The following is a 24,916-nucleotide window of genomic DNA, read 5'->3' on the forward strand; positions in this document are numbered from 1 at the left end:
CTGCCATCGACTCTGTCATCGAGGCCGACGTCGCCGCCTGCGTCGACACCGCCGTCGAACCGGGTGGGCCGCGGGTCCGTGCGGACCGGCGCGACCCGGGGGGATCAGAGGTAGAGACCGGTCCCGTGCTGGGTGGCCTCGGAGGCCACCGCGTGCAGATCCCGCTCGCGCATGACCAGGTGCCCGACGCCGGCGATCTCGACCTCGTACTGGTCCTCCGGGGCGAGCAGGACGCGGTCGCCGGCCTTCACCGTGCGCACGTGCTGTCCCACCCCGACCACCTCTCCCCAGACCAGACGCTTGGCGACCTGTGCGGTTGCCGGGATCACGATTCCGGCCGAGCTCCGTCGCTCGCCGGAACCCTCGACCCTCTTGATCATGACTCGGTCATGGAGCATCTGGATCTCGAGTTTGGGCTCGGCCACCGGGCCGATGCTACGGGTGGCCCCTGACGCCCCCGGCGGCGCCCGGGGCGGGCGACAGCCTGCCCCGAACGTGGAACGCCCCGCGGCGCTACCGAGTCGGGGGTCGGGTGGCGCCGCGGGGCTCAGCAGGGGTTTCGCACTGCCACGACGACCCGTTACACCGCAAACAGTTTTCACTCGTCCGGAGCAGCGGGGGTCAGGTGTTGGCGAGCAGGTACCGCCCGAAGTGCGGCACGGTGAAGGCGATCTGCCCGCGCTGGGCCGAGAACACGAGGCCCTTCTTGAGCAGGCTGTCGCGCGCGGGGGACAGCGACGACGCCCGCCGGTCCAGGTGCTTGGCGACCAGCGACGTCTCGACGGGGTGGTCCTCCCCGTCGGTCAGCTCGGCCATCGCCCGCAGGTACTCCCGCTCGGCGGGCGTCGCCCGCTCGAAGCGGGAGCCGAAGAAGCCGACCGCGAGCTCGGCATCGGCCTCGGGGGCGGCCATCTCGACGTCCTTCGCACCGATCGGGCTGGTCGGCGCGGCGTCCCAGGCGGCCTTGCCGTAGGCCTGCACGAAGTACGGGTAGCCGCCCGAGCGGACGTAGAGGTCGTCGAGGGCCTCCTGGTCGAAGGTCGCGTCCTCCCGCTCGGCGGGGGCGATCAGCGCGAAGTCGGCGTCCTTACGGTCCAGCCGGTCGATCCGCGAGTACTTGAACAGCCGTTCCGAGTAGGACTTCGACGCCGACAGCACCGCGGGCAGGTGCGGCAGCCCCGCCCCGACGACGACGAGGGCACCCGGGCCTGGGACAGCTCGTGGCAGGCGGCGCAGAGCGCGGAGACGTCCTCGGGCCGCAGGTCCTGCATCTCGTCGATCAGCAGGGCGATGCCGGATCCGACGTCCTGGGCGAGCTCGGCGACCTCGGTGAACAGCTCGACCAGGTCGATCTCGATGTCGCCCGAGTCCGCGCGCCCGTTCTTCACCGGGACGTCGATGCCGGGCTGCCAGCGCTCCCGCAGCTTCGTACCCTCCGGCGACGACCGGAGCGCGAACGCCTTGAGCACCCCCAGCACCTCGTCGATGCGCTCGGGGGCACGGTGCCGGACGGCCAGGTCGCGGATCGCGCGGTGCAGCGCCGCGGACAGCGGACGGCGCAGGTCGGCGTCCGGCCGGGCCTCGATCTTCCCGGCGCCCCAGCCGGCGTGCATCGCCATCGAGCGCAGCTCGCCGAGCAGGACCGTCTTGCCGACGCCGCGCAGCCCGGTGAGCACCAGGCTCCGCTCGGGGCGACCACGGGCGACCCGTTCCAGGACGATCTCGAAGGCGTCCACCTCGCGGTCCCGGCCGGCCAGCTCGGGCGGGCGCTGACCCGCGCCGGGGGCGAACGGGTTGCGCACCGGATCCATGCGACGACGGTATCCGCCGATCTTCGGAATTCCGTAGACGACGGCGGCGTGTCGCCTCCCCGCCACCCGGGCGGCCCAGCGACGCCGACCACCACTCAGCAATCACTCAGCGTGGTCACACTGCCCGTCCGGGCCGGTTCCGGCATCGCCCGTGGGGTCCGTCGCGAACGCACCGTGCGAGTGCGGCCGGTGAATGCCCGCGTCGTCGTCACGATCCGGTGGCCCATACCCCGCGACCTTCCGCGACCGCTGCTGACCAGCAACACTCTGCGGTGTGCACCACCCTGTCGCACGTGACTACGCCCGGGAGGAGAGCGCCGTGGGTCGACACCGAGGACGGCACCGCGCCGACCGGATGCATCACTCCACGCTGCGGATGAAGCCGATCACGCTGCGTCGCCGGAGGCTGGAGAGCCTGCGCACTCTGCTCGCAGGGGCGCGCCCCGGCTGGTGAGAAGGACGGCGGGGACGCCCCCGAACGTCCCCGCCGTCCACCACCTGCTCCCGGGCCCGTCCGGAGTCGGGTCAGGTGCGGTCGGGACCGTCCACGACCTCGCCCTCGACGACCGGGCCGGTGCCCGCGGCGGGACCGGCGATGCGCGGGTACACGCTCGCCGTGCGCGGCTCGGTGACGGTCTCCCCCTCCACCACGGTGGCGCCGTAGCGGATCCGCGCGGTGCGCAGACCCGGTGCGGCCCGCTCGGCGGCGCTCACCATGCGACGCCGGACCAGGGCCCGGGTCGGGGGGAACACCAGGGCGAGACCGAGCACGTCGGTGATGAGGCCCGGCAGGAAGATGAGGATGCCGCCGACGGCAACGAGCAGCCCGTCGGTCGCCTCCTCGTGCGCCAGCTTCCCGCGCTGCACCGCGGTGGCGAGCGCGCGGGCGGCGCGGAGGCCCTCCCGGCGGGCGAGCAGGAGCCCGAGCACGGATCCGGCGAGCAGGACCAACAGGGTCCAGCCCAGCCCGATCCACGCGATCAGCCCGGCGAGCGCGACGATCTCGAGCACGACGTAGAGCAGCACGAACGGCATGCCCGTACAACGCACGGGCACGCCGTTCTGCTCCCGGATCGCCCGAATTCCCCGGATCGATCTCCGGGGGCACTCGGATGATCTCCCCAGGTCACCAGGTGAGGGCGACCCCGGGGTCGTGCAGCAGCGCGCCGACGTCGGCGAGGAACCGCGAGCCCTCGGCCCCGTCGACGAGGCGGTGGTCGAACGACAACGCCAGCCGGCACACGGTGCGCACGGCCAGCTCGCCGTCGACGACCCACGGGGCGGGCCTGATCGACCCGACGGCGAGGATCGCGGCCTCGCCGGGGTTGATGATCGGCGTCCCGATGTCGACGCCGAGCACACCGACGTTGGTGATGGTGAACGTGCCACCGACCAGGTCGGCCGGGGCGGTCCGGCCCGCCCGTGCGGTGTCGGTGAGCGTCGTGAGCGCGTCGGCCATGCCGCGCAGGGTGAGGGTGTCCGCGTCGCGGATCTTGGGGACGACGAGCCCGCGCGGCGTCGCGGCGGCGATGCCGAGCTGGACGCGGGCGTAGTAGACGATCTCGCCGGCGCGCTCGTCCCAGCTGGCGTTGATCGCCGGGGTCCGCGCGGCGGCCAGGCAGGCGGCCTTCGCGACGAACGCCAGCGGGGTCAGCTTGACCCCGGCGAACTCGCGCGAGGCCCGCAGCCGGTCGCGCAGGGCCATCGTCTCGGTGACGTCGACGTCGAGGAACTCGGTGACGTGCGGCGCCGTGAACGCGCTCGCGACCATCGCCGCGGCGGTGGCCTTGCGGACGCCGCGGATGGGCTCGCGCCGGTCCTCGGTGGGTCGGGTGGTGGTGGCGCTCGCGCCCGACCCGGCCGGAGCCCCCGCCGACTCCCCGGCAGCGGATGCCTCGGTGTCGCGGCCGTCGATCGCGGCGTCGTTCCCGGCGTCGTTCCCGGCGTCGTTCCCGGCTTCCGTGAGCCCGGCACCCGTCGCGGCGGCGTGCACGTCCTCACGGGTGATCCGGTCGTCGCGCCCGGTCCCCGTCACGGTCCGCAGGTCGACGCCCAGCTCCCGCGCGAGCAGGCGGACCGGCGGTGGGGCGAGGGGGACCTGCGCGGCCCGCGGCCCCACACCGTCGCCCTCGGCGCCCGGGGCGGCACCGTCCGGAAGACCGGTGGAGGTCGCGGGAGCGGCCTGCTCGGGCGCCGGGGCCGTCCCCGGTGCAGCACTGCTCCCGGAGCCTCCGGCGGGGGGCTCGGCGGAGGCGGCCGGCATCACGGAGCCGGCGGGCGCAGCGGCGGAGGCAGATGCGGCGGGAGCGGAGGCGGATGCGGCGGGATCAGCGGCCGCGGGATCGCGCCGGGGCCGTCGCCGCGCGGAGCCCTGCCGCGGCCCGTACCCGACGAGCGTCGCGATCCGCCCGTCCTTGCCCGCTTCACCGATCTTGGCTCCGGCATCGGCGTCGGGCACGGACCCAGCGGTGTCGATCGCGATGATCGGCGTCCCCACCGCGACGGTCGCGCCCGGCTCGACCAGCAGCTCACCGACCGTCCCGGCCCACGGCGAGGGCAGCTCCACGGCCGCCTTCGCCGTCTCGATCTCCACGATGACGTCGTTGACCGCGACCGTGTCCCCGGGCGCCACCCGCCAGGTGACGATCTCGGCCTCGGTCAGCCCCTCGCCGACGTCGGGCAGCTTGAAGTGCTCACGCATGTGCTCCTCCTCACCAGGCCAGGGAACGGTCGACGGCGTCGAGCACCCGGTCCAGGTCCGGCAGGTACTCCTCCTCCAGCCGCGACGGCGGGTAGGGCGTGTCGAAGCCGGTCACGCGCAGCACCGGCGCCTCCAGCGAGAAGAAGCACTCCTGCTGGATCCGGGCGGCGACCTCCGAGGTCACCGACGCCTCCGGGGGCGCCTCGGACACCACGACCAGCCGTCCGGTGCGGCGCACCGACTCCGCGACCGGGCCGAGATCGAGCGGGGACAGCGACCGCAGGTCGATCACCTCGAGGTCGCGGCCCTCCTCGGCGGCCGCCCCGGCGGCGTCGAGGCAGGTCCGCACCATCGGCCCGTAGGTCGCGACGGTCAGCGTCGAGCCCGGCCGCACCACGCGCGAGGCGTGCAGCGGGAAGGCCGAGCCCAGGTCGGTGGCGGCGTCGAGCTCGCCCTTCTCCCAGTACCGGCGCTTCGGCTCGAAGAAGATCACCGGGTCGTCGGAGACGATCGCCTGCTGGATCATCCAGTGCGCGTCGGCCGGGTTCGAGCAGGTGACCACCTTGAGGCCCGCGACGTGCGCGAACAACGACTCGGGCGACTCGGAGTGGTGCTCGACGGCACCGATCCCGCCGCCGTAGGGGATCCGGACGACGACCGGCACCGGCACCCGGCCCTGCGTCCGGTACCGCAGCTTCGCCAGCTGGGACACGATCTGGTCGTAGCCGGGGAAGACGAACCCGTCGAACTGGATCTCGCAGACCGGGCGGAACCCGCGCACCGCGAGTCCGATCGCGGCGCCGATGATCCCGGACTCCGACAGCGGAGTGTCGAGCACGCGCTGCTCGCCGAAGTCCTTCTGCAGCCCGTCGGTGATGCGGAAGACGCCGCCGAGCCGGCCGACGTCCTCGCCCATGACGAGCACCTTGGGGTCGCGCTCCATCGCGGCACGCAGCCCGTCGTTGAGCGCCTTGGCCATCGTGGTCGGCACGGATCAGCCCTCCTGGTCGGCGAACGACGCGTGGTAGGCCAGGAACTCCTCGCGCTGGCGCTCCACCGTCGGCGACGGCTCGGCGTAGACCTGGGAGAACATCCGCTCCGGGCCGGGCTGGGGCATCGCCCGACAGAAGGCCCGCATCCGCTCGCCCAGCGCGTCGGCCTCGGCCTCGACGGCGTCGAAGAAGTCGGCGCCGACGCCGTGCCGCCGGGCCAGGTGCACCCGCACCCGCTCGATCGGGTCCTTGAGCTTCCACAGCTCGACCTCGTCGGCGAGCCGGTAGCGGGTCGCGTCGTCGGAGGTGGTGTGGGAGTCCATCCGGTAGGTGAACGCCTCGATCAGCACCGGGCCGTTGCCGGTGCGGCACTCGTCGAGCGCCCAGCGGGTGACGGCGAGGCAGGCCAGGACGTCGTTGCCGTCCACCCGGACGCCGGGGAAGCCGTAGCCGCGGGCGCGCTGGTAGAGCGGCACCCGGGTCTGGCGCTCCGCGGGCACCGAGATCGCCCACTGGTTGTTCTGGCAGAAGAAGACCAGCGGCGCGTCGTAGGCGGCGGCCCAGACGAAGCCCTCGTGCACGTCGCCCTGGCTGGTGGCGCCGTCGCCGAAGTAGCAGATGGTGGCCTCACCCGTATCACCGTCGGCGGTGCCGACACCAGCGACACTGCCGCCCACCTTGGACTCGAAGCGCTGGCCCATCGCGTAGCCGGTGGCGTTGAGGCACTGATTGCCGATGACGATCGTGTACGGGTGGAACCGGGTCGCGACCGGGTCCCAGGTCCCGTGGTCGGTCCCCCGGAAGATGCCGAGCAGCTCGGTCGGGTCGACCCCGCGGCACCAGGCGACGCCGTGCTCGCGGTAGCTGGGGAAGCACATGTCCTCGGGCGCGAGCGCGCGGCCGGACCCGACCTGCGCGGCCTCCTGGCCGAGCAGCGGCACCCAGAGGCCGAGCTCGCCCTGGCGCTGCAGGGAGTTGCCCTCGCGGTCGGCGCGCCGGACCAGGACGAGGTCGCGGTAGAGCGACCGCAGGTCCTCGGCGGTGATGTCGGCGACGTAGCGGTCGAACCGCTCGTCCGGCACCCGCTCGCCCTCGGGGGTGAGCAGCTGGACGAGCTCGGGCCCGCCCTCGTCGACGCCCTTCAGCCCCGCGACGACCTGGTCGTGGCTGGGCCGCGACCGCGGATCGGTCGGTATCCACGCCTGGGGTTCGTCCACGGCAGACCTCCTCGGTCGCACCGGGCGGGGTCGCGCCCGGGAGCGTCGGCTCCGGGCCCGTGCGGGTGGTGCGGCCCCGGGACGCGCAGGCGCGTCACCGCCGATCCTGGCACGTCACCGACCCCGAGGAGAACCGGTGCCCCGCAGGTCGACGCCTGGACGACGGACCGTCGGACGTCCACATACGACGGCCCCGGCGCCCGGCCGGGACCGTCGTGGAAGGAGGTCAGGCGCCGTGCGGACGCTCCGGGTTCGGCGGCGGGAACGCCGGGGGCTGCTGCGGGGTGCGCTGCGTCGGGGTGTCGGCACCGCCCGCCGGGTACGGCGGGTTCCCGGCGGCCGCGCGGGGCGGAGCGGGCGGGGTGGTGCCCGGCGAGCCGAAGCCGTAGCCGGGCTGCGGGATGCCCGCGGCGTCCTTGGCCTTGCGGGCGGCGCCGGCGATCTGGTTCGTGTACTTGCCCTTGGTCTGCTTGTCGACGAACTGGGCGGCGGAGTCGAGGGCCTTGCCCGCCTGGTCCGGGTGGGAACGGGCGTAGCGGCGGGCGGCCTCCACCGCGCCGGCCAGAACGGTGAGCCTGCGGAACAACGACATCGTCGAGGACCTCCGTGACGGTGGGGCGCCGCGTCGGTGCCGCGACGCCCGGTCGTCGCACCAACAGTAGGCGAACGTGCGCGGACCGGCGCGGGCTCGCGGCGGTCATGGGACGAGCACGTAACGGATCGGCCGCCAGGCGGCGGGAACCACTCCCCAAGTGGCAGGATCCCCGCCGTTCGACCCGGCATCATCTGGAAGGCAACCGCATGACGACCGCGAGGACCCGCAGTGTCCGCTCCCTGACCGGGATCGCACTGACCGCACTGACCGCACTGGTCCTGACCGGCTGTGGTGCCGGCGGCGACGGCAGCGGGGGAGGCGGCTCCGCCGGAGCCACCGGTACCGACGCCCCGATCCCGGCCGTCGCCAAGGACGACCGGCTCGCCGCCCTCGTCCCCGACGAGGTCAAGCGGGACGGCACGTGGGTCGTCGGCACCGACCCGACCTACCCGCCGAACGAGTTCACCGCGCCCGACGGCACGACGATCATCGGCATGGACGTCGACCTGGGCACCGCGGTCGCCCAGAAGCTCGGCCTGACCGCGCGGTTCGAGCAGAGCCAGTTCTCCGGGATCATCCCGGGCATCACGGGCGGCCGCTACGAGGCGGGCATCTCCTCGTTCACCGTCAACTCCGAGCGCACCCAGGTCCTGGACATGGTCAGCTACTTCTCCGCGGGCACCAGCCTGGCGACCCGCAAGGGCAACCCGGACGGGATCGACCCGAACGACCTCTGCGGCAAGGCGATCGGCGTCCAGCAGGGCACCGTGCAGGTCGAGGACGTGCAGGCCCGCAGCAAGAAGTGCACCGACGAGGGCAAGCCGGCCATCCAGATCACCGAGCTGCAGGCGCAGACCGACGTGACGCTCGCGCTGAACTCGAACCGGATCGTCGCGATGCTCGCCGACTCCCCGGTCGCCGCCTACGCACAGACCACCACCAACGGTGCGGTCGAGGTCGTCGGGCAGCCCTACGACACCGCGCCGTACGGCATCGCGCTGAAGAAGAACGACGGGCAGTACGCGCAGGCCGTGCAGGGAGCGGTCCAGTCGCTGATCGACGACGGCACCTACAAGCGGATCCTCGACAAGTGGAACGTCGGCAACGGCGCGATCCCCACGTCCTCGGTGAACGGTGGCTGAGCCGGCGACCACCGGGGCCCGACCCGAGCCCCACGACGCGATCGGGGTCCGGCACCCCGGACGGTGGGTCGCGATCGCGGTGCTCGCGGTCCTGGGCGCGATGCTGGTCAACTCGCTGCTGACCAACGAGAACTTCGGCTGGCCGGTGGTCGCCCAGTACCTGTTCGCCGGCCCGGTGCTGAACGGGCTCGCGAACACCCTGGTCCTGACCGTGCTGTCGATGCTGATCGGCATCGTCGGCGGGATCGGGCTGGCGGTCATGCGGCTGTCGCCGAACCCGGTGCTGTCCGGGGTGTCCGGGGTCTACCTGTGGCTGTTCCGCGGCACCCCGCTGATCGCCCAGCTGCTGTTCTGGAGCTTCCTCTCCTCGCTCTACCCGAACCTGTCGCTCGGCATCCCGTTCGGCCCGGAGTTCGTCGTGTTCGACACGAACTCGCTGATCACGCCGTTCCTGGCGTGTCTGCTGGGCCTCGGGCTGAACGAGGCCGCCTACATGGCCGAGATCGTGCGCGGTGGCATCCAGTCGGTCGACCAGGGCCAGAGCGAGGCCGCCGGAGCACTCGGCATGACCCGCGCGCAGACCCTGCGCCGGGTCGTCCTCCCGCAGGCGATGCGGGTGATCATCCCGCCGACCGGCAACGAGACGATCGGCATGCTGAAGACGACGTCGCTGGTCGTCGTCATCGGCTACACCGACCTGCTCACCTCGGTGCAGCGGATCTACTCGACGAACTTCCAGACCATCCCGCTGCTCATCGTGGCCGCGGCCTGGTACCTGCTGCTGACCTCGCTGCTCACCGCCGGACAGCGTGTCGTCGAACGTCGCTACGGCCGCGGCGTGGCCGGTGCGGTCACCGAGGCGACCCCGCTGGTGCGGCTGTTCTCGTTCCGGACCGGAGGGAAGACCTCGTGACCCCGATGGTGCGAGCCGAGTCGGTCGGCAAGAGCTTCGGCGACGTCGAGGTGCTGCGCGGCGTCGACCTCGTCGTCGAGCCGGGGCAGGTGTGCTGCGTGATCGGGCCGTCCGGCTCGGGCAAGTCGACCCTGCTGCGGTGCATCAACCATCTGGAGACCATCGACACCGGACGGCTGTGGGTCGACGGCGAGCTGATGGGGCTGCGCGAGGAGAACGGGAAGCTCTACCGGCTCCGCGACTCCGCGCTCGGCCGCCAGCGCCGCGAGGTCGGCATGGTGTTCCAGCGGTTCAACCTGTTCCCGCACCGGACCGCGGCGGAGAACGTGATGGAGGCGCCGGTCGTCGTGCGCCGCGAGTCCCGGGCGACCGCGCGCGAGCGGGCGGTCGAGCTGCTCACCCGGGTCGGGCTCGGCGACCGCGCCGACGCCTACCCCGCGCAGCTGTCCGGCGGGCAGCAGCAGCGCGTGGCGATCGCCAGGGCGCTGGCGATGCGGCCGAAGCTGATGCTGTTCGACGAGCCGACCTCGGCGCTGGACCCGGAGCTGGTCGGCGAGGTGCTCGACGTGATGCGCGAGCTGGCCCGCGAGGGCATGACGATGGTCGTCGTGACCCACGAGATGGGCTTCGCCCGCGAGGTCGGCGACGCGCTGGTCTTCATGGACGACGGCCGGATCGTCGAGTCCGGTGACCCGCGCGCGGTGCTGTCGGACCCGAAGGAGGAGCGCACCCGCGCGTTCCTGTCGAAGGTGCTCTAACCGCGGGGGATGCGCCCCATCAGGAAGAACTCCGGGTTGGGGCGCAGGGCGGTCAGGTGCGCGAGCCGGTTCGACATCGCGAACAGGGCGGTGATCGCGCCGACGTCCCAGATCTCGTCGGAGGTCAGGCCCGCGGCGCGGGCGTCGTCGAGGTCGGCCTCGGTCAGCGACTCCGAGCTCCGTGCGACCAGCAGGGCCAGGTCGACGATCGCGCGCTCGCGCTCCGACAGCTCGACCGCGTAGGGGTTGGTCGCGACGCGGTCGGCGATCTCCGGGTCCTTGTACCGGATCCGGAGGATCGCCCCGTGCGCGACGACGCAGTAGGTGCAGTTGTTGGCGCCCGAGGTGGCGACGACGACCAGTTCGCGCTCGGCCTTGGACAGTCCGTCGTCGGAGTCCATCAGCGCGTCGTGGTAGTCCAGGAACGCCCGCAGCTCCCGCGGGCGCCGGCCCAGGGCCCGGAACACGTTGGGGACGAACCCGGAGCGCTCGGCGATCGCGCCGATCCGCTCCGCCAGGTCCGGCGGGAGACCGTCGAGGTCGACGTGCCCGAACCTGCTCACCTCGTGCTGTGCCATGCCCCGGACGTTAGTCGGGATCGGGCGCCGCGACCCCCGTCCGATAGGCCCACACGACGGTCTGCAGCCGGTCCCGGGTGCCGATCTTCGCCATCGCCCGGCCCAGGTGCGACTTCACCGTCGACGTCTCGACGACCAGCTCCTCGGCGATCTCGGCGTTGGAGAGCCCGCGGGCCAGCATCCGCACGATCTCGGTCTCCCGCGGCGTCAGCGGGGCGACCCCGCCGTCGGGCGCGGCGTCCGGGGCGGGGCGGCGCCGCGCGAACTCGGCGATCACCCGGCGGGTGACGGCCCGGTCGATCAGCCCGTCGCCGCGGGCGAGACGGCGGACGGCGTCGACGAGGTCGTCGGGGTGGGTGTCCTTGAGGACGAACCCGCTCGCGCCCGCCTCCAGCGCGCCGAACACGTAGTCGTCGAGGTCGAAGGTGGTGACGACGAGGACCGCGGGGACCGGGTCGTCGAGGCCGGTGATCTCCCGGGTCGCGACGAGCCCGTTCCCGCCGGGCATCCGGACGTCCATGCAGACCACGTCGGGCCGGTGCGCGCGCCAGCGCCACGGCCTCCGGCCCGCTCGCCGCCTCGCCGACGACCTCGACGTCGCCGGCCAGCTCCAGGAACATCCGGAACCCGGCCCGGACGACGGCCTGGTCGTCGGCCAGCACCACCCTGATCACGCGCGTCCCCCTCCGGTCTCCGGGCCGCGGTCGTGCGGGACGACCAGGCGGACCTGCCAGCCGCCGTCGCCGGTCCGGACCGCGGAGAACGTCCCGCCGACCAGCTGCGCGCGCTCGCGCATCCCGGCCAGCCCGAACCCGCGGGTGCCCGGGGCGTCGGCGGAGGGCGCCGGGGTGCCGCGCGCGGGCCCGTTCACGACCTCGACGGCGACCCGGTCGTCGGTGTGGGTCACCGTCACCCGGACCGGGGCGCCGGGAGCGTGCTCACGGGCGTTGACCAGTGCCTCCTGCACCACCCGGTAGCAGGTGACGTCGGCGACCGGGGACGGCTCGCCCGGGTCCCCGCGCCGGACCAGCTCCACCGGACCGCCCAGCTCCCGGGCCTGCTCCACGAGCCCGTCGAGCTCGGCGAGGCCGGGCACCGGGGTGTCGGCCTCGGCGCCGCCCGCCCCCGGTTCCCGCAGCGCCCCGACGACCAGACGCAGGTCCTGCAGGGTGCGGCGACCCTGCTCCCGCAGCCGGGATGCCGTCCGCCGCGCCTCGTCCGGGTCCCGGTCCACCAGCCGCTCGACCACCGCGGCCTGCACCACCATCGCCGACAGGTGGTGCGCGGCGACGTCGTGCAGCTCGCGGGCCATCCGGGCCCGCTCCCGGGCGACGGCGGCGTCCGCCCGTTCCCGGTACGCCGCGACGACACCGGCGGTGTGCACCCGGTCCAGCTCGGCGTAGCGCCGCCGGGTCCGCAGGTACACACCCAGCAGCAGCGGGCCGCCGTAGACCAGGACCGCCGACAGCACCTGCGAGACGACCAGCCCGCCCGCGCCGAGCAGCGCGTCGCCGGACGGGCGTACCGCGATCCCGGTGAGCACCACGGCCGTCTCGACGACCGCCGCGGCGCCGACCAGGGCCCCGGCCCGGCGCACCGGGAGCCGCGACCCGCAGGTGCCGGCCGCGATCGCCGTCGCCGGGCCGCGCAGCGCCGCGCCCACCGGTATCAGGACGACGTTCACCAGCCCCAGCCCGACCGTCAGCGCCAGACAGACCGCGGGGGCGGTGCGGCGCAGCGCCAGCAGCAGGTTCTGCACGGTCACCACCCCGAGTGCCAGCGCCACCGTGCCCGGCGCGAGGCCCAGCTCCGCGGCCGGGCCCGGTGCCAGCACCACCGGGGTGACCACCGCGAGCGTCCCGGCCGCGACGAGCACCGCCAGCGCGACGTCGCGGCGTCGCGGTCCGGCCAGGCCGAGCGCGGTGAGCCGGGCGTCGAGCCGTTCCACGACCGTGCGGGGTGGCGGTTCGGGGTGCGGGTGCATGGGGTCTCCGGCCTCGGGTGGGGTGATCGTAGGGCTCAGTAGGTGAGGCTCGGCAGCAGCAGGCCCGCCACGACCGCCACCACCGCGATGCCGGCCAGCGCGAGCAGGAGCATCACCCGGCCGGTCACCGGCCACCCGCCGGCCCTGGCGCGCAGTGCGGTGACCACCCCGGCCGCCGCGACGGGCACGCCCACCACCCCGATCCACTGGAGCACCTGGAGCCCGCGCAGCACCGGGAGCGGCACATCGCCCAGCGACGCGATCGTGAGCACCGAGACCACCCAGCCCGTGAGCGCGACGAGCGCCGCGAGCGCCGCGGCCCGGGTGAGACCGTGCGCGACCCGGTCGGCCCGCGGCCGGGTCGCGACGACGACGCCGTACCGGCGGCGCCACAGCGCCCCCGCCGGCCGGGCGACGAGCGCACCGAGGAGCACCACGACCGAGCCGGCCAGCACCGTGCCGAGCAGCGTCGCGTCACGCAGCGGGCCGACCGGCAGCTCGGTGAACGCCGCGTCGTGGCCCAGCGCGGTGACCCGGCCGTCGGCGTCGGTGCGCACGGTCAGCAGCCGCTGCCCGCCGACCTCCCGCCACAACCCGGGCCGGACCTCGGCGTAGGCGGCGGGGCGGACGTCGTTCGGGGCGGGCGAGACCAGCAGCGTGCCGTCCGGCCGGGCCGCCACGCGCATCTGGGCCAGCAGGTTCATCGCCCCCATGAAGGTGCTCTCCGACCGCCGGGCCGACTCGTAGGTCCCCGCGATCGCGGCGGCCCTGGCCGGGGTGCCCGCGTCCGGAGCAGACGCCGGGCCCGCCGGGCCGGGGAGGTAGCGGTCGGTGAACCCCTCGGTCACCGCGCGCCGCAGCTCCAGGGTGTCCGCGCCGCCGCGACCGCTGCTGTTCGTCGTGACGAACACGCCGATCCGCTCGGCCGGGTACAGCTGCAGGTGCGAGTGGAACCACTGGGTGTCGCCGCCGTGGCCGAGGACGAGGTGGCCGTTGCGGCTCTCGTCGAACAGCCCGAGTGCCATCCGCGGGCCGTCGGCGAGCGCGCCGAGGGTGTCCGGACCCAGCGCCGGGCGCTGCATGAGTGCCCACGCGGCGGGGGAGAGTAGCGGGGTCGAACCGGGTGCGCCGAGCAGGGCGGAGGCGAACCGGCCCATGTCGGTGGCCGACGCGCTGAGCGACCCCGCCGGGGCCGGGCTGACGAACTCGAACGGCATCGGCGGGGCGTCGACGCTGGTGTGGCCGTCCGACATCGCCGCGGCGGCGGCCGCGGGCAGCGGCTGGTCGAAGGTCGCGGTCGTCATCCCGGCGCGGTCGAGCACCTCGCGCTGCACGTAGCGCTCGAAGGGCTCGCCGGTGACCCGCTCGACGACGTGCCCGACCAGGCCGTAGCCGTAGTTGGAGTACGACGGCACGGTGCCGGGGGCGCTGACCTGCTCGGGCGGGTCAGTGGCGAGGAACTCCCGCAGCGACGGTCCACCCGGCCCGTTGCGGATGAGCCCGCGGATCTGCTCCTCGAAGCCCGCGGTGTGGCTCAGCAGGTTCCGCAGGGTCACCGGGCCGCGCGGCATCGGCACGTCGATGTCGAGATGGCGGCGGACGTCGGCGTCGAGGTCGACCAGGCCGCGGTCGGCGAGCTGCAGCACGGCGACCGCGGTGGCCACCTTCGACACCGACCCGACCCGGAACAGCGTCCGGGCGGGGTCGACCGGCCTGCCCGGTCCGGCCGAGCCGTAGCCGCGGGCGGCGAGCACCTGCCCGTCGCGTACGACGGTGACCGCGGCCCCGGCGATCCCGCTCCGGTCGAGCGCGGCGGGGACGAGGCCGTCCAGCCAGGCGCCGACGTCGGTGGCGGTGAGCGGGGCGGTCGGGACGGCCGTCCGCGGAGCCGGGTCGGAGGCCGGGGCGGCCGGGGCCGCACAGCGACCGACCAGGGCCGCGACCAGGATGACGAGCAGGGCGACGGTGGCGGCGCTGCGGCGGGGCGGGCCGCCGGTCCGGCGTACGGTGATCATGTCGTCGAGCCTCGCCGGAACGGGCCCCCGGCACATCGGGCGCAGGTCGGCAGTGCGGCCTACGACCTCCGACGGAGACGGCTCTTCCGCACGCGCGGCCCGATCGGGGACCATGTCGCGCCATGGGAGTCCCGGAGCAGGTCCGCACGCAGCTCGCGACCTGGTGCACCGAGCAGGTACCCGACGGCGAGAGCGACCGGCGCCGGATCGCCTACACCACCGCCGGCAACACCGTCACGATCCTGGACCGACGGCCGCCCACGTTCCCGGAGCTGGGTGCGGCGTGGTCGTCGACGGCACTGGCGCAGCTGCGGGTCGACGACCCCGGGCCGGGCAGCTGGACGCTGTACCGCGTCGCCGACCCCGGTTCGGGGCAGCGCTGGCGGCCGGCGGGGCCGCCGGACACCGACCCGTTCGTGCTGCTCGCGCGGGTCGCCGAGACGCTCCGCGCGAGCAGCTGACGCTCAGTCGTCCCGGCCGCCCGTGACGGCCGGGCGCGGGCCCGGTGCCATTGCCGACGGCGTCGACGGGCGGGACGGCTCGTCGTCGTGCGGCGTCGTGTCCGACACGCGCGGGGCCGGGCGCGGCGCGGGCACCGACGGGTCGACGGTCTCGTGGGCGCCGGCCTGTCCGGCCTGCACCGGGACGGTGACCGGGAGCTCCGGTGCCTCCGCGGCCGTCCGGGCGGCGGGGACCGACGACGGCGGCGGCACGACCGGGGACCCGGGGCCCGGCCGCACGGCGGCGGTGCGGTCCCCGGTGCCGCGCAGGAACCGCGCCGAGGCCTGGTTCAGCACCTCGAGCAGGGTCGTCCCGGACGAGGCGGCCCGCGGCTCGTCCCCGACGACGGCGAGCATCCGCGGCGCCGCCGCGGTCAGCAGCAGCCCGTCGGCCTGCATCGCGCCCGCACCCAGCACGACCACCAGGTCGGCGGTGTCCGCCGGGGGCAGCGCGCCGAGGACGTCGTCGAGGGGCTCGCAGACGACCAGGCCGAAGCCCGGGACGCCACGGCCGGCGTCGGCCGCCCAGGTCTCGGCGAGCTGCGGGTGGGTCCGGGCGAGCTCGCCGAGCAGCCGGTCCAGCTCGTCGCGGTCGGCGACCTCGCGCCGGGCACGGTCGAGCTCCTCGAGCGCGTCGGCGTAGGCCTGCGGGTCGTGTGCCCGCAGCGCGTCCACGACGGCGTCGTGCTCCGGCGCCCGTGCCCTGTGGGGCACCCGGTCGGCGCAGGTGGCGGCCAGGCGTTCCAGCTCGTCGGTGGCCTCGGCGGGGTCGCCGTGCTCGTCGTAGTCGACGATCGCGCGGGCGACCCGCTCGGCGGCAGCCAGGTCCGGCACCGAGACCGGGGAGTCCTGCTGCAGGAACAGCACGTCGTGGCGCAGCGCGCCGACCGACCGGGCGGTCGCCGCCACCCGGTCCAGGGTGTCGGTGAGCGCGGGCAGCTCGGAGGGGTCCCGCGGGATCGGCAGGCCCAGCACCGCGCACAGCCGCGCGATCTCGTCGTCGCGGCGGGCCAGGTCCAGGTGCCGGACGATCGCGACCACGTGGTCGTAGGTCTGCGGGGCCTCCCCGCCGACGCGGAAGCGGCGCAGGTGCGGCTCGGCGTCCTTCTGCTCCTGCGGGCGGAAGTAGGACCGGGTCCGGCCGCCGGAGTCGAGGAAGTCCAGGTAGCGGCGGACGAGGTCGGCGCCGCCCTGGGGCAGCGGCTCCACGATCTCGACCGTGGGACCGGCGGCGTGCCGGGCGCGGTCGTCGCGCTGGCGGGCCGCGTGCGCCTGCAGCGCCTCGAACTCGGTGCGCAGTCCCTGGTGGACCAGGCGACCGACGACCTCGCGCAGCCGCTCGGCGTCCGGGGCCGCGGCGATGGCCTCCAGCGAGCCCAGGACGCACCGGGAGACCTGGGTGACGGCCCCGCGCCGGGCGGCGTCGAGGTCGCGCAGCAGACCGGGCACGATCCGGGCCTCGCCGGTCTCGGCGCCGGCCACGACCCGTGCGGCGCGCTCGCAGCAGCCCGCGACGTCGGCCGGGTCGGGCATGCCGTCGGCGGCGGGAAGGCGCTGGCCGCGCCGGGCGGTGCGGTCCGCGCCGACCCGGGCCAGCAGGCGGCGCAGCCGCTGCAGCTCGCGGACCGGCAGCTCCGGGAACGAGGTGGCGACCCTGCCCTCCACGCTCACCGGCAGCGAGTCGTGCACCGCGGCGACCCGCTCGGCGGACGCACCGGTCAGCAGGACGCGCATGCCGTAGCCGGTCAGCTCGGCCAGCGCCCTGGCGAGCTCACCGGGGCTGCTGTCGGAGAGCACGACGAGCGGCTCCTCGGCCACCACGCCGAGCAGTGTCGACGGGTGGGCGGGGTCCTCCTCGGAGCGCGGCGGGGCCGCGGCCCCCAGCGCGGTCGACAGGGTCCGCAGACCGGCCGGCACCCGGCCGGCGCGCAGTTCGGCGGTGATCCGCGCCGCCGCCGCCCGCGGTGCCCCTCCGCCGCGGCCGGCCGACGCCAGCCCTTCGACGAACGCGACGAGCGCGTCGATGTCCGTGTCCTCGGACACCCGGACGTCCAGCATCTCGTCTCACACCTCCGCCGTACCCGTGTCGTCGCCCCGGGGACGACGTTCACGGTGTGTATCGCCGTGGACGGCCCGGTGTTCCGCCTCCGCCGCGATCGTCCGGCCGGGACCGACCGGCCGCCGTCACGAGGAGCGACGGAGCCGTGTCCCGTTCGGGGTACACGGCGGGTGCGGGATCGCCGTGTGGACGTCCCCGATTTCCCGCGAAAGGCTACCGGTCAGGGCTCTACGCTGGGCCGATCTCGTCGAGACCGGGCAACGTCGCCCCTTTCGGCGTCCTTCGCTGTCCACAGTGAGCGACCGAGGCAGTTCAAACACTGCTCCATCAGAGTGAATTTACCCGATCAGCAACAGCGGGCGGAGGGGACACGGTCCTGGCGGTCGGTCCGCTCCCGCCAGAACTCGCGCTCGCCCAGCACCGGCGCACCGGGGTGGTGGGCCGCCCGATGGGCCAGGTAACGCTCGTAGTCGCGCTCCCCGGCGAGCTCGCGCACGAACGTCCAGAACGCCCGGAGCCGGCTCATCCGGAACCCCCGGCCCTGGCGAGCTCGCGTTCGGAGCGGGTGGGGATCAGCCCGGCAGGGGCCTGGATCCGGGACTCGACGTACGGGTCCTCGGAGCCACCGGGCAGCGGGCGTCCGCGCAGCGCGGCGACCCACACCCGGACCGAGTCGGCCAGGACGATCACGATGAGCACCGCGAACAGGGCGGTGAGCACGGTGTCGACGGTCGTGTTCACCACCACCTTCTGCATCGCCTCGACGGTCCTGGCGGTGCCCAGGCTCGTCTTCCCCGCGTCGAGCGCGGCCTGGTACTGGTCGCGCTGGGCCCAGAACCCGAGCTTGGGGTTGTCGGAGAAGATCTTCTGGTAGCTCGCGGTCAGGGTGACGACGGCGTCGAACACCAGCGGGACCAGCGTGATCGGTGCGTAGCGGGCACGGCCGGAGCGGATCAGCAGCGTGGTGCAGACGGCCAGTGCGACGGCGGCGAGCAGCTGGTTGGCGATGCCGAACAGCGGGAAGAGCTGGTAGATGCCGCCCAGCGGGTCGTTGACGCCGGCGTAGAGCAGGTAGCCCCAGGCCCCGACGATGACGGCGCTGCAGATCCAGGCCCCCGGCCGCCAGCTCGTGTCGCGGAAGCGCGGCACCACGTTGCCGATCGTGTCCTGCAGGATGAAACGTCCGACGCGGGTGCCGGCGTCCACCGTGGTGAGGATGAACAGCGCCTCGAACATGATCGCGAAGTGGTACCAGAAGGCGCGCATCGCGTCGCCGCCGAGGACCTGGGAGAACACCGTCGACAGCCCGACGGCCAGGGTCGGCGCCCCGCCGGAGCGCCCGACCAGTGTGTGCTCCTCCACCGCCTGCGCGGCCGCGGTGAGGTCGGCCGGGGAGATGGTGAACCCGATCTGCGCCACCGCGGCGGAGGCGGTCTCGACGGTCGGCCCGAGCACCGTCGCGGGCATGTTCATCGCGAAGTAGAGGCCGGGATCGAGGATGCAGGCCGCGGCCAGCGCCATGATCGCGACGAAGGACTCGGTGAGCATCGCGCCGTAGCCGATGACCCGGATCTGGGACTCCTTCTGGATCAGCTTCGGCGTCGTGCCCGAGGCGACCAGGGCGTGGAACCCGGACAGGGCACCACAGGCGATGGTGATGAAGACGAACGGGAACAGCGAGCCCGCCGCGACCGGGCCCTGCCCGTCGGAGGCGAACCGGGTCAGCGCGTCCATCTGCAACGACGGCCAGGCCAGCAGGATCGAGGCGGCGAGCAGCACGACCACGCCGACCTTCATGAACGACGACAGGTAGTCGCGCGGCGCGAGCAGCATCCAGACCGGCAGCACCGAGGCGGCGAAGCCGTAGACCACCAGCGCGAGGGTCAGCTGGTTCGCGGTCAGGTGGAAGACCTCGCCCCAGGACGAGTTCTGCACCCAGCCGCCGCCGACGATGGCCAGCAGCATCAGCGCGACGCCGAGCACCGAGACCTCGATGATCTTCCCCGGGCGCAGGTAGCGCAGGTAGAAGCCCATGAACAGGGCGATCGGGATCGTCATCGCGAGCGAGAACGTGCCCCACGGCGAGTCGGCCAGGGCCTGGACGACGACCAGCGCCAGCACCGCCAGCAGGATCACCATGATGGCGAGGACGGCGACGATGGCCGCCGTCCCGCCGACCGGCCCGATCTCCTCGCGGGCCATCTGGCCGAGGCTGCGGCCGCTGCGGCGGGTGGAGAAGAACAGCGTGACCATGTCCTGGACCGCGCCCGCGAACACGACCCCGACGATGATCCAGATCGTGCCGGGCAGGTAGCCCATCTGTGCCGCGAGCACCGGGCCGACCAGCGGGCCCGCGCCGGCGATGGCCGCGAAGTGGTGGCCGAACAGCACCCGCCGGTCGGTGGGCTGGAAGTCCTGCCCGTCGTCGAGACGTTCGGCCGGTGTAGCGCGGGTGTCGTCCACGCGCAGCGCCCGGTGGGCGATGAAGCGGGAGTAGAAGCGGTAGGCGATCGCGTAGGACGCGACGGCGGCGAACACCAGCCAGGCCGCGGAGATCTCCTCGCCGCGGGTGAACGCGACGATCGACCAGGCGATCGCGCCCACCACCGCCACCGCGACCCAGATCGCGATCTGCCTCGGGTCGCGACGACGGGTCGTGCCCGTCCCCCCGGTCCCCGGTTCTCCCGGTCGCTCCGTCGTGACCATGCCGTCCCCCGCTCGTGCACCGTGCGCGACCGACGCCGTCGTGGGGCCGGCCCGATCGGGAACGTTACGTCGGGCAACGTTCGCTGTCACCGGTCCGGGGACGCCGTTACCGAGTCTCGACCGGCCGCGTCCTTCCCGATCCCGGGACACCCACCTCACGGGCCCCGTGCAGGCGCAGCACGGAGCCCCCGCACACCGGACGGCGTGCGGGGGCTCCGTGGGTCTCGCGCGGCCGGGTCCGCGGTGGGTCAGGCGCCGAGGCGCTGCTTCAGGGCCTCGAACTCGTCGCGGATCGAGGTCGGGAGGTTGTCGTCGCCGATCTTGGCGAACCACTCCTCGATCAGCGGGATCTCGGCCTTCCACTCCTCGACGTCGACCGCGAGGGCCTCCTCGACGTCGGCGCGCTCGGCGTCGACACCGTCGAGGTCGATCTGGTCCACGGTGGGCACGAAGCCGATGGGGGTGTCGACGGCGGCCGCCGTGCCCTCCATGCGCTGGATGCACCACTTGAGGACGCGGCTGTTCTCACCGAAGCCGGGCCACAGGAAGCGGCCGTCCTCGCCGCGGCGGAACCAGTTGACGTAGAAGATCTTCGGGAGCTTCTCGGCGTCGGCGCTCTTGCCGAGGTTCACCCAGTGCGCGAAGTAGTCGCCGACGTTGTAGCCGAGGAACGGCAGCATCGCCATCGGGTCGCGGCGGACCTGGCCGAGGCCGCCGGCCGCGGCCGCGGTCTTCTCCGAGGACATCGTGGCGCCCATGAAGGTGCCGTGCTGCCAGCTGCGGGCCTCGGTGACCAGCGGGATCGTGGTCTTGCGGCGGCCACCGAACAGGATGGCCGAGATCGGCACGCCGTTCGGGTCCTGCCACTCCGGCGCGACGACCGGGCACTGCGCGATCGGCACGGTGTAGCGCGAGTTCGGGTGCGCGGCGTCGGTGCCGGACTCGGGGGTCCAGTCGTTGCCCTTCCAGTCGGTGAGGTGCTGGGGGTCGCCCTCCAGACCCTCCCACCAGACGTCGCCGTCGTCGGTCAGCGCGACGTTGGTGAAGAGCGCGTTGCCCTCCTCGATGGTGCGCATCGCGTTGGGGTTGGTCTTCCAGTTGGTGCCCGGCGCGACACCGAAGAAGCCGAACTCCGGGTTGATGGCGTAGAGCCGGCCGTCCTCACCGAAGCGCATCCAGGCGATGTCGTCACCGACGGTCTCGGCGCGCCAGCCGGGGATGGTCGGCTGCAGCATCGCCAGGTTGGTCTTGCCGCAGGCGCTCGGGAAGGCCGCCGCGACGTAGTACGCCTTCTCCTCCGGGCTGATGAGCTTGAGGATCAGCATGTGCTCGGCGAGCCAGCCCTCGTCGTGGGCCATCGCCGAGGCGATGCGCAGCGCGTAGCACTTCTTGCCGAGCAGGGCGTTGCCGCCGTAGCCGGAGCCGTAGCTCCAGATCTCCCAGGTCTCCGGGAAGTGGCTGATGTACTTGGTCTCGTTGCACGGCCACGGCACGTCGGCCTGGCCCTCGGCGAGCGGGGCGCCGATCGAGTGCAGCGCCTTCACCCAGCGGTCACCCGCGACGTCGAGCAGCGGGACGACCTGCGCACCCATCCGGGTCATGATCTTCATGGAGATCACGACGTACTCGGAGTCGGTGATCTCGATGCCGATCTTCGGGTCGTCCGAGTCGGTCGGCCCCATGCAGAACGGGACGACGTACATCGTCCGGCCCTTCATCGAGCCGCGGTACAGCTCGGTCATGGTCCGCTTCATCTCGGCCGGGTCGGCCCAGTTGTTGGTCGGGCCGGCGCCGCGCTCGGTCTCGGTACAGATGAAGGTCCGCTCCTCGACCCGCGCGACGTCGTCGGGGTCGGAGGCGGCGTAGAAGGAGTTGGGTTTCTTCTCCAGGCGCGTGAGGGTCCCCGCCTCGACCAGCTGGTCGGTGAGCCGGGTCCACTCCTCGTCCGAACCGTCGCACCACACGACGCGATCCGGGGTGGCCAGCTCGGCGATCTCCTGGACCCAGGCCGCGACGCCCTGGTTGGTGGTCGGTGCCTTGTCGGTGCCCGGAACGGTCGCTGCAGTCATGTCGTCCTGTTCTCCTCGCCGGCCCCGGCCCGCCACCCGGGGGAACTACGACGGGCCCGCGACCGGAGTCGGTGACGGGCCCAGACGGGAAAAGGTGGTTTCCGAGGCTACCTGCGAAATAGTGCGCTACCCACGGGTGGAGTTGAGAGGTCAGGCACAGCACCGATCATGTAAATCGATACAGTACGCGCCGGACGACGGCGATGTCCGCCCAGGTGACAGCCATGTCACACGAACGCAACCTGTTCCCGGTGACCGATTCGCCGACGATCCGTGACATCGGCACGACATTCTCGGAGAAACGTCGCCGAAATTCACCCGCAGACCGGAAGCGACCGCCTCAACGCGTTCCCGGAACGCACTTAGGATTTTCGAGAACGGAAGGGTCAGCGCACGGACGCGACGGAGCGCGCGAGCTCCGGGACCATGATCGGCAGCCGGTGCGCGGTCACCTGCCAGTACCGCGCACCGGGGTCACCGGCCCGCCAGGCGTCGGCGAGCCGCACGACGGCGTCCGGGGCGATCACCCGGCGTGGCCGGGGCCGCATCCCGCAGCGCTCGCGGACGCCGGCGTCGAGCGCGCGCCAGGCGTCCTCGGCGGTGGTGTGGACCGAGACCTCCGGACGACCGGCGACGGCACCCCCGGCATCCGGGTCCCCGGGGTCGGGTTCCACGACGTCGCCGGGGTGTTCCCCGAGCACCAGGGTGTAGGCGCTGACCACCTCGTACGGCACGGCTGTCTCCCGTGTGGAGTCGGCACCGACGACCGGCACCGATCGTCGGTGCCGGTCGTCGCGGACGAGCCGTAGTGAACCAGCCGGTGCACACCGGATCCGCCGAACGAGCGGCCGACGGGGCCGCGCGTCGCCGGAACCACCCGTCCGGGCGGCCGGACGGTCACCCGTGACCGTCACGGGTGGTCACTCGTCGCTCACACCCCGCGACGAGCGGTCAGTGGCGGGCGCCCGCGGGCTCGGCGTCGGCGTCCACCGCGGAGGCACCGGCCGCCAGGACGTCCCGGTGCGCACGACGCAGGCCGAGCCCGGCCGTCACCAGCACCACGGCGACGACGACCGCCGCCGTCCCGGACGCGACGTCCACCCCGTGCACGAACGCCTCCCGCGCGGAGGCCAGCAGAGCCGCGGCGGCGTCGGCGGGCATCGTCGTGGCGACGTCCGCCGCCCCGCCGAGGGTCTCCCCGGCCGAGGACGGCGTCCCGTCGGGGAGCACGACGCCCGCCCGGTACACCGCGGACAGCACCCCGCCGATCAGCGCGGTGCCGAGCACCGCACCGACCTCGTAGGCGGTCTCGGAGACCGCGGCCGCGGCACCGGCCTTCTCCGGCGGGGCGGCCGCCAGGATCGCGTCGTTGGTGACGGTCTCGGACAGCCCGATCCCCGCGCCGATCAGCACCGCGGCCGACATCAGCAGCACGACGGCCGAGTCCACCTGCAGGAACAGGCAGGCCACATAACCGGTCAGGACGAGCGCGAGCCCGGTCGCGACGAGCTGGTGCAGCGCGAACCGGGGGGCCAGCCGCGCGGCGGCGAGCCCGGCCACGACCGTCACCACGAAGCCCGGCAGCAGGATCAGGCCCGCCTGCAGCGGCGAGTACCCGACGACCAGCTGGAGGTACTGGGCGGAGAAGAACAGCAGTCCGGTGAGACCGAACATGGTGGTGGCGTTGGCCAGCGCGCTGTGCCGCAGCACCGGGCGGGCGAACAGCTCCAGGTCGATCAGCGGGTCCAGGCCGCGCCGCACGCGCCGCCGGTAGTGGGCGAGGAACGCGGCGCCCGCGGCGACACCCACCAGCACCGACGCGACGACGGCGGGGGTCACCCCGCCCGCGGACCCGGCCAGCTTCAGCGCCAGGACCAGCGACCCCATCGTCAGCAGCGACAGCACCACGCCGACCAGGTCCAGCCGGCCCGGCTCGGTCTCCCGCGACTCCGGCACCACCAGCGGCGCGACGACGAGCAGCAGCGCCATCGGCGGCACGCTCATCACGAAGATCGAGCCCCACCAGAAGTGCTCGAGCAGCAGCCCGCCGACGATCGGGCCGAGTGCGGCGCCCGCGGCGAACCCGGTCGCCCAGATCGCCAGCGCGAGCCTGCGGTGGGTCCGGTCGAGGAACACCGACCGCAGCAGCGCCAGCGTGGAGGGCATCAGCATCGCGCCGAACACGCCGAGCAGGGCACGCGCCGCGACGAGCTGGCCTGCCGAGGTCGCGAACGCGGCGAGCAGCGAGACCACGCCGAAGCCGGCGACGCCGATCATCAGCAGCCGGCGACGGCCGATCCGGTCACCGAGGGTGCCCATCGTGACCAGCAGCCCGGCCAGCACCAGCGGGTAGACGTCGACGACCCACAGCAGCGTCGCCGCGTCCGGGCGGAGCGCGGCGGAGAGCTCCGGCAGTGCCACGCCGAGCACCGTGTTGTCGATCGACACCAGCAGCGTGGGGATGGCGAGCACCGCGAGTGCGAGCCAGGCGCGCAGCCCGGGCAGCGGCGCCGCGTCCGGCCCGCCCCTGTCCCTCGCCGCGCCCCGTGCGCCGACCTCCGGCCGTGACATCGCCGTTCTCCCTTGCACTCGTCGTTCCGTCGTGCCCTGATCCGGACGCGTCTTTACCGTCCAGACGGTACATCTTTATACCGTCCAGACGGTACAGTCCATTCCCGGCCGGGACTGTGAGCCGGGGCACGGGCACTAGGTGTGATGTCCAGGGAGGTTGGTCAGCCTGGTGACTGGTGGCTGGCCGCCGATGGCGGAGTGAGCGCGGTGGTGATTGTAGAAGTGCAGCCAGCCGGGTAGGGCGTCGTTGCGTTGGCGGGTCGACTCATAGAGTCGGGCGTAGGCCCAGCCGTCGGCCAGGGTCC

At 73.6% G+C, this 24,916-nt stretch carries 21 protein-coding genes and 2 pseudogenes; 5 read left to right on the plus strand and 18 right to left on the minus strand.

Annotated elements, in window-relative coordinates; all coding sequences use genetic code 11:
* Positions 1-104: 104 nt before the first annotated feature.
* Positions 105-425 (minus strand): co-chaperone GroES, encoded by a 321-nt coding sequence (locus FVA95_RS17115; RefSeq protein ID WP_043276256.1) that lies wholly within the window; start codon positions 423-425, stop codon positions 105-107.
* A gap of 196 nt (positions 426-621) precedes the next feature.
* Positions 622-1,811 (minus strand): annotated as a pseudogene (locus tag FVA95_RS17120) (ATP-binding protein).
* Positions 1,812-2,130: 319 nt separating this feature from the next.
* Between FVA95_RS17120 and FVA95_RS33515 the strand changes: the two are divergent.
* A complete protein-coding gene (locus FVA95_RS33515; protein WP_255407961.1) occupies positions 2,131-2,265 on the plus strand; it encodes a hypothetical protein in 135 nt (44 codons plus the stop codon).
* 71 nt (positions 2,266-2,336) lie between these two features.
* Here FVA95_RS33515 and FVA95_RS17125 read toward each other — a convergent pair whose 3' ends face one another.
* From FVA95_RS17125 to FVA95_RS33935, 5 genes are all read right to left on the minus strand, one after another.
* Entirely contained in the window at positions 2,337-2,846 is a 510-nt protein-coding gene (locus FVA95_RS17125) for an FxsA family protein (RefSeq protein ID WP_161992337.1), read from the minus strand.
* A 91-nt stretch (positions 2,847-2,937) separates the two neighbouring features.
* On the minus strand, positions 2,938-4,512 hold the full coding sequence (locus FVA95_RS17130) for a dihydrolipoamide acetyltransferase family protein (RefSeq protein WP_149665118.1): 1,575 nt from the start codon (positions 4,510-4,512) through the stop codon (positions 2,938-2,940).
* A 10-nt stretch (positions 4,513-4,522) separates the two neighbouring features.
* Complete coding sequence (locus FVA95_RS17135) at positions 4,523-5,491, minus strand: alpha-ketoacid dehydrogenase subunit beta (protein ID WP_051050475.1); 969 nt, start codon at positions 5,489-5,491, stop codon at positions 4,523-4,525.
* 15 nt (positions 5,492-5,506) lie between these two features.
* Positions 5,507-6,721: a pyruvate dehydrogenase (acetyl-transferring) E1 component subunit alpha gene (pdhA, locus tag FVA95_RS17140; protein ID WP_205015888.1), complete on the minus strand. Its 1,215-nt coding sequence runs from the start codon at positions 6,719-6,721 to the stop codon at positions 5,507-5,509.
* A 226-nt stretch (positions 6,722-6,947) separates the two neighbouring features.
* On the minus strand, positions 6,948-7,313 hold the full coding sequence (locus FVA95_RS33935; protein ID WP_149665120.1) for an antitoxin: 366 nt from the start codon (positions 7,311-7,313) through the stop codon (positions 6,948-6,950).
* 209 nt (positions 7,314-7,522) lie between these two features.
* Between FVA95_RS33935 and FVA95_RS17150 the strand changes: the two genes are divergently transcribed.
* The 3 genes from FVA95_RS17150 to FVA95_RS17160 are packed head-to-tail and all read left to right on the plus strand — an operon-like array spanning position 7,523 to position 10,129.
* Positions 7,523-8,458 carry an ABC transporter substrate-binding protein gene (locus tag FVA95_RS17150; RefSeq protein WP_149665121.1) on the plus strand — a complete coding sequence of 312 codons (936 nt, stop codon included), beginning with the start codon at positions 7,523-7,525 and terminating at the stop codon, positions 8,456-8,458.
* The gene (locus tag FVA95_RS17155; RefSeq protein WP_149665122.1) at positions 8,451-9,371 is read left to right on the plus strand and encodes an amino acid ABC transporter permease; all 921 of its coding nucleotides are present in this window, start codon (positions 8,451-8,453) and stop codon (positions 9,369-9,371) included. Before FVA95_RS17150 ends, FVA95_RS17155 begins: the two co-directional genes overlap by 8 nt.
* Complete coding sequence (locus tag FVA95_RS17160; protein WP_304627184.1) at positions 9,368-10,129, plus strand: amino acid ABC transporter ATP-binding protein; 762 nt, start codon at positions 9,368-9,370, stop codon at positions 10,127-10,129. Before FVA95_RS17155 ends, FVA95_RS17160 begins: the two co-directional genes overlap by 4 nt.
* Here the strand turns inward: FVA95_RS17160 and FVA95_RS17165 are convergent.
* The 4 genes and pseudogenes from FVA95_RS17165 to FVA95_RS17180 form a co-directional block, all read right to left on the minus strand.
* Complete coding sequence (locus FVA95_RS17165) at positions 10,126-10,707, minus strand: peroxidase-related enzyme (protein WP_075334019.1); 582 nt, start codon at positions 10,705-10,707, stop codon at positions 10,126-10,128. The genes FVA95_RS17160 and FVA95_RS17165 overlap by 4 nt on opposite strands.
* Positions 10,708-10,717: 10 nt before the next feature.
* Positions 10,718-11,381: pseudogene (locus tag FVA95_RS17170) on the minus strand (response regulator).
* Positions 11,378-12,691 carry a sensor histidine kinase gene (locus tag FVA95_RS17175; protein ID WP_149665123.1) on the minus strand — a complete coding sequence of 438 codons (1,314 nt, stop codon included), beginning with the start codon at positions 12,689-12,691 and terminating at the stop codon, positions 11,378-11,380. Before FVA95_RS17175 ends, FVA95_RS17170 begins: the two are co-directional and overlap by 4 nt.
* Positions 12,692-12,726: 35 nt before the next feature.
* Complete coding sequence (locus FVA95_RS17180) at positions 12,727-14,706, minus strand: serine hydrolase domain-containing protein (protein ID WP_149665124.1); 1,980 nt, start codon at positions 14,704-14,706, stop codon at positions 12,727-12,729.
* 122 nt (positions 14,707-14,828) lie between these two features.
* Here FVA95_RS17180 and FVA95_RS17185 point away from each other — a divergent pair, with 122 nt between their 5' ends.
* On the plus strand, positions 14,829-15,167 hold the full coding sequence (locus FVA95_RS17185; RefSeq protein ID WP_149665125.1) for a hypothetical protein: 339 nt from the start codon (positions 14,829-14,831) through the stop codon (positions 15,165-15,167).
* A gap of 3 nt (positions 15,168-15,170) precedes the next feature.
* On the opposite strand, the gene FVA95_RS17190 is transcribed toward FVA95_RS17185, so the two are convergent.
* From FVA95_RS17190 to FVA95_RS17220, 7 genes are all read right to left on the minus strand, one after another.
* Positions 15,171-17,264: a hypothetical protein gene (locus FVA95_RS17190; protein WP_149665126.1), complete on the minus strand. Its 2,094-nt coding sequence runs from the start codon at positions 17,262-17,264 to the stop codon at positions 15,171-15,173.
* Positions 17,265-17,611: 347 nt separating this feature from the next.
* Positions 17,612-17,791: a YbdD/YjiX family protein gene (locus FVA95_RS17195; RefSeq protein ID WP_060714194.1), complete on the minus strand. Its 180-nt coding sequence runs from the start codon at positions 17,789-17,791 to the stop codon at positions 17,612-17,614.
* Positions 17,788-19,971 (minus strand): carbon starvation CstA family protein, encoded by a 2,184-nt coding sequence (locus FVA95_RS17200; RefSeq protein ID WP_240051551.1) that lies wholly within the window; start codon positions 19,969-19,971, stop codon positions 17,788-17,790. The genes FVA95_RS17195 and FVA95_RS17200 overlap by 4 nt, the downstream gene beginning before the upstream one ends.
* A gap of 248 nt (positions 19,972-20,219) precedes the next feature.
* The gene (locus FVA95_RS17205) at positions 20,220-22,040 is read right to left on the minus strand and encodes a phosphoenolpyruvate carboxykinase (GTP) (protein WP_149665127.1); all 1,821 of its coding nucleotides are present in this window, start codon (positions 22,038-22,040) and stop codon (positions 20,220-20,222) included.
* A 386-nt stretch (positions 22,041-22,426) separates the two neighbouring features.
* Positions 22,427-22,774 (minus strand): hypothetical protein, encoded by a 348-nt coding sequence (locus tag FVA95_RS17210; RefSeq protein WP_149665128.1) that lies wholly within the window; start codon positions 22,772-22,774, stop codon positions 22,427-22,429.
* Between the two features lie 217 nt (positions 22,775-22,991).
* The gene (locus FVA95_RS17215) at positions 22,992-24,611 is read right to left on the minus strand and encodes an MFS transporter (RefSeq protein ID WP_149665129.1); all 1,620 of its coding nucleotides are present in this window, start codon (positions 24,609-24,611) and stop codon (positions 22,992-22,994) included.
* A gap of 135 nt (positions 24,612-24,746) precedes the next feature.
* The coding region (locus tag FVA95_RS17220) for an integrase core domain-containing protein (protein WP_149662779.1) at positions 24,747-24,916 on the minus strand (170 nt) is incomplete at its 5' end.

It is taken from the genome of Pseudonocardia sp. EV170527-09 (assembly GCF_008369905.1).
Lineage (GTDB): Bacteria > Actinomycetota > Actinomycetes > Mycobacteriales > Pseudonocardiaceae > Pseudonocardia.

What these genes read in the sequence shown, in the direction of transcription:
- FVA95_RS17200 (WP_240051551.1), bottom strand. Translation starts at nt 19,971, where the DNA reads ATGGTCACGACGGAGCGACCGGGAGAACCGGGGACCGGGGGGACGGGC.
- FVA95_RS17190 (WP_149665126.1), bottom strand. Translation starts at nt 17,264, where the DNA reads ATGCTGGACGTCCGGGTGTCCGAGGACACGGACATCGACGCGCTCGTC.
- FVA95_RS17175 (WP_149665123.1), bottom strand. Translation starts at nt 12,691, where the DNA reads ATGCACCCGCACCCCGAACCGCCACCCCGCACGGTCGTGGAACGGCTC.
- FVA95_RS17130 (WP_149665118.1), bottom strand. Translation starts at nt 4,512, where the DNA reads ATGCGTGAGCACTTCAAGCTGCCCGACGTCGGCGAGGGGCTGACCGAG.
- FVA95_RS17150 (WP_149665121.1), top strand. Translation starts at nt 7,523, where the DNA reads ATGACGACCGCGAGGACCCGCAGTGTCCGCTCCCTGACCGGGATCGCA.
- FVA95_RS17215 (WP_149665129.1), bottom strand. Translation starts at nt 24,611, where the DNA reads ATGTCACGGCCGGAGGTCGGCGCACGGGGCGCGGCGAGGGACAGGGGC.
- FVA95_RS17135 (WP_051050475.1), bottom strand. Translation starts at nt 5,491, where the DNA reads ATGGCCAAGGCGCTCAACGACGGGCTGCGTGCCGCGATGGAGCGCGAC.
- FVA95_RS17180 (WP_149665124.1), bottom strand. Translation starts at nt 14,706, where the DNA reads ATGATCACCGTACGCCGGACCGGCGGCCCGCCCCGCCGCAGCGCCGCC.
- FVA95_RS33935 (WP_149665120.1), bottom strand. Translation starts at nt 7,313, where the DNA reads ATGTCGTTGTTCCGCAGGCTCACCGTTCTGGCCGGCGCGGTGGAGGCC.
- FVA95_RS17205 (WP_149665127.1), bottom strand. Translation starts at nt 22,040, where the DNA reads ATGACTGCAGCGACCGTTCCGGGCACCGACAAGGCACCGACCACCAAC.
- FVA95_RS17185 (WP_149665125.1), top strand. Translation starts at nt 14,829, where the DNA reads ATGGGAGTCCCGGAGCAGGTCCGCACGCAGCTCGCGACCTGGTGCACC.
- FVA95_RS17125 (WP_161992337.1), bottom strand. Translation starts at nt 2,846, where the DNA reads ATGCCGTTCGTGCTGCTCTACGTCGTGCTCGAGATCGTCGCGCTCGCC.
- FVA95_RS17195 (WP_060714194.1), bottom strand. Translation starts at nt 17,791, where the DNA reads ATGAGCCGGCTCCGGGCGTTCTGGACGTTCGTGCGCGAGCTCGCCGGG.
- FVA95_RS17165 (WP_075334019.1), bottom strand. Translation starts at nt 10,707, where the DNA reads ATGGCACAGCACGAGGTGAGCAGGTTCGGGCACGTCGACCTCGACGGT.